This window comes from Streptomyces sp. P5F9, from assembly GCF_057961495.1.
This window is the reverse complement of sequence record NZ_JBXVPZ010000597.1, coordinates 1-5,066: the sequence shown is the minus strand read 5'-3', so window position 1 is coordinate 5,066 and position 5,066 is coordinate 1. Positions and strand designations below refer to the sequence as shown.

General features: G+C 71.7%; 5 protein-coding genes. 4 read left to right on the top strand and 1 reads right to left on the bottom strand.

Translation table 11 applies throughout. The annotated features are described in order from the left end of the window. The 4 genes from AC31A1_RS46495 to holA all read left to right on the top strand — a co-directional run. Positions 1–1,963 (top strand): ComEC/Rec2 family competence protein (locus AC31A1_RS46495; RefSeq protein WP_489659112.1); only part of this gene is annotated, 1,963 nt, incomplete at its 5' end. 4 nt (positions 1,964–1,967) lie between these two features. Next, positions 1,968–2,795 (top strand): arylamine N-acetyltransferase family protein, encoded by an 828-nt coding sequence (locus tag AC31A1_RS46490; RefSeq protein ID WP_489659111.1) that lies wholly within the window; start codon positions 1,968–1,970, stop codon positions 2,793–2,795. A gap of 69 nt (positions 2,796–2,864) precedes the next feature. Next, positions 2,865–3,110 (top strand): hypothetical protein, encoded by a 246-nt coding sequence (locus tag AC31A1_RS46485; protein WP_033285933.1) that lies wholly within the window; start codon positions 2,865–2,867, stop codon positions 3,108–3,110. A gap of 161 nt (positions 3,111–3,271) precedes the next feature. After that, positions 3,272–4,261, top strand: coding sequence for a DNA polymerase III subunit delta (gene holA / locus AC31A1_RS46480; RefSeq protein WP_489659110.1), 990 nt, complete (start codon positions 3,272–3,274; stop codon positions 4,259–4,261). A gap of 212 nt (positions 4,262–4,473) precedes the next feature. On the opposite strand, the gene rpsT is transcribed toward holA, so the two are convergent. Continuing rightward, positions 4,474–4,740, bottom strand: coding sequence for a 30S ribosomal protein S20 (gene rpsT / locus AC31A1_RS46475; RefSeq protein ID WP_019064182.1), 267 nt, complete (start codon positions 4,738–4,740; stop codon positions 4,474–4,476). Positions 4,741–5,066 lie beyond the last annotated feature (326 nt).

Sequence of the window (5,066 nt, the reverse complement as noted above, 5' to 3'; positions counted from 1 at the left end):
GACAGGGGGTTCCCGTGGCGGGCCGGAGCGTTCGCCCTGGCTGGGGCTGCTTCCGTCGACGCGGGTGAAGGTGACCGCGCGGTTGGCGCCCTCGCTGACGGGCAGGGACCGGGTCGCGGCCGTGCTGCGGGTGCGGAACCAGCCGGTGCCGGAGGTGGTGGGGGAGCCGTCCGGAGCGCAGCGGTTCGCGGGGCGGCTGCGGGCCGGGCTGCGCGAGGCCACCGACGGGTTGCCGGCGGACGCGCGGGCGTTGCTGCCGGGGCTGGTCGTCGGGGACACCGCGCGGATCACACCCGAGTTGGACGAGGCGTTCAAGGAGACCGACCTCGCGCACACCCTGGCCGTCTCCGGAAGCAACCTCACCATCCTGCTCGCCCTCCTCATCGGACCACCCGGTCTCGCCCAGCACATCGAACGCCGGGGTCTGGCACCGCGGTTGGGCATCTCCCTCCGGGCGACCGCACTGCTCGGCGGGGTGCTCACGCTCGGGTTCGTCGTCGTGTGCCGCCCCGACCCGAGCGTGCTGCGGGCCGCGGCCTGCGGTGCCGTCGCGCTGCTCGCCCTGGCGACCGGGCGCCGCAGATCACTGATCCCGGCGCTGGCGACGGCCGTACTGCTGCTGGTGCTCTACGACCCGTGGCTGGCCCGGAGTTACGGCTTTCTGCTCTCCGTGCTGGCCACCGGTGCCCTGCTCACGCTCGCGCCGCGCTGGTGCGAGACGCTGCGTCGGCACCGGGTTCCGCCGCGGCTGGCCGAGGCGCTGGCCGCCGCTGCCGCCGCTCAGGCGTTGTGCGCGCCGGTCGTGGCCGTGCTGTCGGCGCGGGTCAGTCTGGTGGCGGTGCCGTGCAATCTGCTCGCGGAGATCGCCGTCGCACCGGCCACGGTGCTGGGCTTCGCGGCGCTGGCGACGGCACCGGTGGCGATGCCGGTGGCCAAGGTCCTTGCCTGGGGCGCGAGTTGGCCCGCCGGGTGGATCGCGGACGTCGCCCGGACCGGCGCGGCGCTGCCCGGTGGGGGAGTGGACTGGCCGGGCAGCTGGACCGGAGCATTGCTGCTTGCGCTCGCTGTCGCGGCCCTCGTGCTGGTCGGGCGGCGGCTGTTGAAGCACCCCTGGCTGTGCGGTGTCTGCGGGTTGTCGCTGCTGCTGATCGTGGTGGCGCCGGCGCCGTTGACCCGGGTGATCACGGGGTGGCCGCCGCCGGGTTGGAGATTCGCGATGTGTGATGTCGGTCAGGGTGACGCGACGGTGCTCGCGGCGGGCAAGGACACCGGTGTGGTGGTGGACGCCGGGCCCGATCCGAAGCTGGTCGACCAGTGCCTGCGCACGCTCGGCATCACCAGGATTCCGCTCGTCGTACTGACCCACTTCCACGCCGACCACGTCGCGGGGCTGCCCGGGGTGCTGCGGGGCCGCTCGGTGGGCGCGATCGAGACGACGTCCTTCGAAGAGCCCGCGGACCAGGTCGAGTCCGTACGGAGGGCGGCGGCGGAACGGCACATCCCGATCATCCAGGCGGTAGCCGGGGAACAGCGACGCACCGGTCCGCTGTCCTGGCAGGTGCTGTGGCCCCCACCGCGCCCGGCGCCGGACCCGGACGGGCCGAACGACGCGAGCGTCGCCCTGCTGGTACGGACGGCCGGCCTGCGGCTGCTGTTGCTCGGGGACCTCGAACCCCCGGCCCAGCAGGAGCTGTTGAGATCACCGGCGGCCGCGTTGCTGGGAGGCGTGGACGTACTCAAAGTCGCCCATCATGGCTCGGCCTACCAGGATCCGGACCTGATACGCAGGGTGGCCCCGCGTCTGGCGTTGATCTCTTGCGGAGAGAACAACACCTACGGGCACCCCGCCCCCAGCACGGTCGCGGCGCTGCGGGCCATGGGCGCGGTGGTCCTGCGGACGGATGTGGACGGGGCGTTGGCGGTGAGCGGGGAAGGAGACGGGCTGCGGGTGGCGCGAGACTGAGGGCATGAATCCCGCACAGGTTGATGCCTGTCTCCGCCGGCTGGGAGTCCAGCGCCCGGCGTCGCCCACCGTCGACGTCCTCCGCGAGCTGCATCTGCGCCATCTGCAGACCGTGCCGTTCGAGAATCTGTCGATCCATCTGGGAGAGGAGATCGTGCTGGAGGAGAACCGGCTGCTGGACAAGGTGGTGGGCGCGGGCAGGGGCGGGTTCTGCTACGAACTGAACGGATTGTTCGGCGCGTTGCTCACCGCGCTGGGCTTCGACGTCGCGCTGCTCGCGGCGCGGGTGTACGGGGACGAGGGGCGGACGGGGATTCCGTACGACCATCTCGCACTCCGGGTGCGGACGGTGGACGGGGGCACGTGGCTGGCCGACGTGGGCTTCGGGACGCACAGCCACTACCCGCTGGCCTTCGAGGAGCGGGGTGAACAGAAGGATCCCGGTGGCACGTTCAGGGTCGTCGCGTCGGGACCGGATGCGGCCGGGGCATCCGGAGCGGGTGCGGGGGAGGCGACCGACCTGGACGTGGTGCGGAACGGACGGCCCGAGTACCGGCTGGAGGTGCGGCCCCGGGTGCTCGGTGACTTCGTGGCCGGAGCGTGGTGGCACAGCACCTCGCCCGCGTCGCACTTCACTCGGTCACTGGTCTGCTCACGGCTCACGGACGACGGTGGGCGGGTCACGCTCAGCGGTCGCGGTCTGACGGTGACGGGGGCGGACGGGACGCGGGACGTACGTGAACTGACCACGGACGAGGAGGTGTTGGCGGTGTACCGGGAGCGGTTCGGGATCGAGCTGGGGGTGGTGCCGACGGTGCGTGAATCCGCGTAGGCACGCACGACCCCGGACGGGCCCGGGGTGAGTTCGCGTGAGCCTGCCGCCGTACCGGAAAATGTCCCCGTGAGCGATGTGAGACATGTGCTGGTGCTGCCCGACCGTGACGCGGCTCAGGAGGCGGCGGAGGTGCTCGGGGAGCGGTTCGCGCTCGACGAGGAGCCGCGGCTGGTGCGGGACGCGCTGGCCGGTGAGGACGATGCCGAGGACGCGCAGTGGCTGCTCGTCCTGCGGGACGAGGACGGGCGGCTCGACCCCGCGGAGCTGGACGCGTTCGCGGGGGAGTGGGACGGCTGGCGCGAGGAGCCGTAGCGGCGGCGGACTCTACGGTCACACTCGCACCCGAACCCGAACGGAAACCCGCACTCGCACGCGAACCCGAACCCGCGACCGAACCCGAACCCGCGACCGCACCCCCGTCCGACCCCGGCACGCGGGACGTGTTGTCAGTGGCGCGTGCGATGCTTTACGCAATGGCCAGGAAGACTGCGAATGACGACCCTCTCGCCCCGGTGACGCTTGCCGTGGGCCAGGAGGACCTCCTGCTCGACCGTGCCGTGCGGGAGGTGGTGGCCGCTGCTCGGGCCTCCGACGCCGACACGGACGTACGTGACCTGACTTCCGACCAGCTGCAGCCCGGCACGCTCGCCGAGTTGACCAGCCCGTCGCTCTTCGCGGAGCGCAAGGTCGTGGTCGTACGCAATGCGCAGGATCTGTCCGCGGACACGGTCAAGGACGTGAAGGCGTACCTCGGTGCGCCCGCCGAGGAGATCACGCTGGTGCTGTTGCACGCCGGCGGGGTCAAGGGCAAGGGGCTGCTCGATGCCGCGCGCAAGGCCGGGGCGCGGGAGGTGGCCTGCCCGAAGATGACGAAGCCGGCGGACCGGCTGGCGTTCGTGCGGGGTGAGTTCCGGGCGACCGGGAGATCGGCCACGCCGGAGGCCTGCCAGGCGCTGGTCGACTCCCTCGGCAGTGATCTGCGGGAACTGGCGTCCGCGGTCTCCCAGTTGGTCGCCGACATCGAGGGGACCATCGACGAGGCGGTCGTCGGGCGGTACTACACGGGGCGGGCCGAGGCGTCGAGCTTCACGGTCGCGGACCGGGCCGTGGAGGGGCGGGCGGCGGAGGCGCTGGAGGCGTTGCGGTGGTCGTTGTCCACCGGGGTGGCGCCGGTGCTGATCACCAGCGCGCTGGCGCAGGGGGTGCGGGCGATCGGGAAGCTGTCGTCCGCGCGCGGGGGACGGCCGGCGGATCTGGCGCGTGAGCTGGGGATGCCGCCGTGGAAGATCGACCGGGTACGGCAGCAGATGCGGGGGTGGACACCGGACGCGGTCTCCGTCGCGCTGCGGGCGGTGGCCGAGGCGGACGCGGGAGTGAAGGGCGGTGGGGACGATCCGGAGTACGCGTTGGAGAAGGCGGTCGTCACGATCGCCCGGGCGGCCCGGTCCCGGGGTCAGGTCTGACCCCGTCTCCGCCTCAACTCCGCCTCAACTCGCGAGCGGCGCGAGCGCCCCGGGAAACAGCAATGCCCCCGAAGTGGGTCCGGGGGCACTGTACGTGGCGTGGCGACCACGATGTCTGTCCGTGAATCGAGGTAGAGGGCTCGACGTTGTCCTCACGGTGGATTGCTACTGGTCCGGTCCGCGCGAGTGCGGGCCGAGGCAAGTGCGGAGGATCAGCCCTGGAGCGCGGTGACCTTGGAAGCAAGCGCCGACTTCTTGTTGGCGGCCTGGTTCTTGTGGATGACGCCCTTCGCGACGGCCTTGTCGAGCTGACGCGCGGCAGCGCGCTGGTACTCGGTGGCCTTCTCGACGTCACCCGCGGCAGCGGCTTCGCGGGCCTTGCGGATCGCGGTCTTCAGGGAGGACTTGACGGCCTTGTTGCGCAGCCGAGCCTTCTCGTTGGTCTTGATCCGCTTGATCTGGGACTTGATGTTCGCCACGAATGAGCCTTTGCAGGTTCTGGCACGGGGCCGCACGGGTCCCGGGCCGATGATTTTTCTTGGGGTGTGTCTCGCACCGAGCGGAGATACCGGTCAGGGGCGAGGCGCAGCCACCCAGGCTACCAGCCACCCACCGGCCCACCCAAACCGGTCGCCGAGAGGCATCCGGTCGGTCCCTGAGGGCCTCCGGCGAACCTCTCGCACCGTCCCGAACCGGACCGCACCCTTCGTCTGTCGGCCCAGGCCAGGCCCCCGACCTGACTCCCGAGCAGTCCCAGGCCTGACCGGACCGCTCCCCGATCTTCCGGAGCAGCCCCAGACATACC

What these genes read in the sequence shown, in the direction of transcription:
- AC31A1_RS46490 (WP_489659111.1), top strand. Translation starts at nt 1,968, where the DNA reads ATGAATCCCGCACAGGTTGATGCCTGTCTCCGCCGGCTGGGAGTCCAG.
- holA (WP_489659110.1), top strand. Translation starts at nt 3,272, where the DNA reads ATGGCCAGGAAGACTGCGAATGACGACCCTCTCGCCCCGGTGACGCTT.